The organism is Moorena sp. SIO2C4 (genome assembly GCF_010672485.1).
GTDB classification, from domain to species: domain Bacteria; phylum Cyanobacteriota; class Cyanobacteriia; order Cyanobacteriales; family Coleofasciculaceae; genus Moorena; species Moorena producens.
In genome coordinates, this window is record NZ_JAAHGN010001000.1 from 1 (window position 1) to 2,815 (window position 2,815).

Genomic DNA, 2,815 nt, shown 5'->3' on the forward strand with positions numbered 1-2,815 from the left:
TGTTCAGTCTTAATTTTGTTGTAGAGATCGGTGTTGTTGGTTTTGGCCAGTCAGCTTTGGCTCAGTGCTTCCTCCTGTATTAGTGTCTCCTCCTGTATTAGTGCTTCCTCCTGTATCGGTGGTTCCTCCACCTCCTTGAATACTTACAGAATCATCGGTGTAATAGTAGTTGAGTGATGTTTGGAGATAAGGAGAATAAGCTGCGCCATATTTTAAATATGCTGTACCAATTCCCTGTCGGAATCCATCAACTCCCCCTTTAGGTGTTCGTTCTGTTGCCCCCGTGCCTGTTTCGTCTGCCCCTGTGCCTGTTTCGTCTGTTTTCTCTTTCATAACGTCGAAGATTGCAAACCGATCTTTTAATTTATTGCATTGCACCAAAGCTTGTTCACAAAGTCCGTAATAATCGGTTTCAGTACTTAAATTAGCGGCATCGGTAAGCATGATTAAAGTCGGTTCATCTTCTTTTTCTAAAGCATCTAAACCTGCTTTAAAATCGGCAACAGCTTTTGGAATATTGCTGTATTGCCCTACCGAAACAATGTAACAACTGCCCCCACCGTTATCAAAATACAGGCGCAAAGCATAATACATTAAATACTTGAGTTCAGGAGCGCTAATGGGTGCAATTACACCTGAGCTCTCTGTAACAGAAAACTCGCTTGCTTCAGCCTTACCAAACAAAGTTTCATAGTCAAGCAGTGAACTAATTCGAGTGGGTTTATTCTTTAATTGGTCGCCTATTCCAGCTTTCTCTGTGTAACCGATAAAAGCTGGAATCGCTGTAGATACCTCAGCGACTGAAGGGGGAAATGTAGAAATTTCCTCGACATAAACATTAGGAGTTTTATAAGTTACCATGGTTCAATCCTTAGTTTTGAATTTTTATAGGTATTTCAGGGCATTAATGACTTGAATTCCGTTATGATTAGGGGGATTAGGTAAATGATCAATCCACACAGAGGGATCGCCAAGTTCATTCTTTTTCTTTATTAAAAGTTGAATGTTTTGTCTCCCAGCTTCCTGACAAGCAATTTCTGAGTCAGATTTAAAGAGATATTTTTGAGATTCAGGAAATTGTTGGTTAAGAGCAGAAAATATTGGATCTGTTTCTTTAGCGTCGGCACTCGTAGATCTAGTAAATTTAATTTCTGGTTTCCTGGTCGGATCTTTATCTTCAATCAAGAATTCATCGCCATTAGTTAACTGATCCGTTACCAGGTAATAGTACCACGGTTGTTTTTTGGCGTTAAAGGTGATTTTATAGTCACTCCCCTGATTCAAATCTTTAGACATGGAGGAGTTATTATAAATATCCACAATTCCAAAAATAGTTTGTACCCTGGGCACTTTTATGTAACACAATTGAGGAGGAATTATCTCTAAATTTGACACTCCAATTTTAGTATTCCTTTCATTACTAAACAGATAACTAACATTATCAACGGGTTTCCATTCAATATCTGTGAAATCTAGAAAATCTTGATTTTTGATTTTCAATATAAAAGTAAATCGCAAATCCTCAGCAAGCTCTACCCAGGGTTTATGTTCTGAATTTTCTGAATTTTCTGAATTTTCTGAATATACTGGGGTAATGACCACTATTCCGTTAACTTTATTCTTAACAATCAGACGATGACCCCTAAGTACCCTACTACATTCAGGTGTTGGTTCAACACTTAAGTCCGGGCAGACTTTATCCCGATAATAGTCGTGAAGAATACTTAATTCAAAGAGTTGCTTATAACGCATAATCTAGATGACCCTTGGGTTTGAGTTTGGCGGCGATACTAGATTCTTGAACTACTAACTTCCCTATCAGTTACATCAGAGCCAATTTCCACCGTATCCCCATCGGCAAAGACAACCATTCTGACTTTATAAATGACTGAAGGCATATAAGACATGCCTAAACCAGACCAAACCTCTCTTTGTTCAGTAAAAGGCAAATTAACCAGTTCGATGGTCAACTTTTGGATCTCAGCACTGAGGGTTGGAGAGTTACGACAATCAAATAACCGATGACTTTGAAAGTATTTTATAATTAGGGACAAAAACTCTAAAGATTGGCTGTAATTAGTAAAATTAGCAGCATAGAGAACGTATAAATTGAGGTAAAGATTAGGGTTGTTTTGCTGCTTCCCCCCTTGATTAGGCATCCGGTCATAGGCAGCACCAGAACGAAAGGTATAGTCTTCTTCTAAGTTAACTAATAAGGTAGTAATGGCATTCTCTTCTAAGGAAACTTCTTTCCCGTTGCGATCCTGAAGAAATAAGACCTCAAAAGCCTGACCTCCGGTTTTTACTCGGATGTAGCTGTTGAGTTGTTCCTTAAGAAACGAGAGAACATTATCCAACATAAGTAGTACCTATCCCGCCTAATAATTGGAGGATAATCTTGACCAGAAGACTTTGATACTCCCGTCGCTAAATCGAAGATTATAGCGAGGGATTCTTAAGAGTATAAAACCCTTAACGGCTGAACCAAACAGCCTCTAGACCCTCCGATAAAATCCTTGGGGTTACTTGTATGTTTATGATCAGCTTAATTCCATGCGACAGAGGCTTTTCAGCTTGTCTTTTAATGCATATATTGGAACCTGAGAAAACTCTGATTGCTTCGTGTCCCTTAATCGTTTAATTTTGGGATTGTGATCGATAGCAATCTTGCTAATCGTGTAATCTTATCCTAACAAAAATAGGCAAGATACGCTACAAATTCATTCTCCAATTCCCCTACCGCTAAGTCTTCGACTATAACGGGAGTACCCTTGGAGTTGAATGATGGAATAGGGAAATACCTTTTCTATACTTC

Annotated in this window: 3 protein-coding genes; all 3 read right to left on the minus strand. The window is 38.7% G+C overall.

Going from position 1 to position 2,815, the window contains the following annotated elements; translation table 11 throughout:
• Nucleotides 1-9: 9 nt before the first annotated feature.
• The 3 genes from F6K20_RS32710 to F6K20_RS32720 are packed head-to-tail and all read right to left on the minus strand — an operon-like array spanning nt 10 to nt 2,360.
• Nucleotides 10-861, minus strand: a complete 852-nt coding sequence (locus tag F6K20_RS32710; RefSeq protein ID WP_287297547.1) for a hypothetical protein — start codon at nt 859-861, stop codon at nt 10-12.
• A 24-nt stretch (nt 862-885) separates the two neighbouring features.
• Complete coding sequence (locus F6K20_RS32715; protein WP_287297548.1) at nt 886-1,752, minus strand: hypothetical protein; 867 nt, start codon at nt 1,750-1,752, stop codon at nt 886-888.
• Nucleotides 1,753-1,790: 38 nt separating this feature from the next.
• Nucleotides 1,791-2,360 carry a Pvc16 family protein gene (locus F6K20_RS32720; RefSeq protein ID WP_008186237.1) on the minus strand — a complete coding sequence of 190 codons (570 nt, stop codon included), beginning with the start codon at nt 2,358-2,360 and terminating at the stop codon, nt 1,791-1,793.
• Nucleotides 2,361-2,815: the final 455 nt, after the last annotated feature.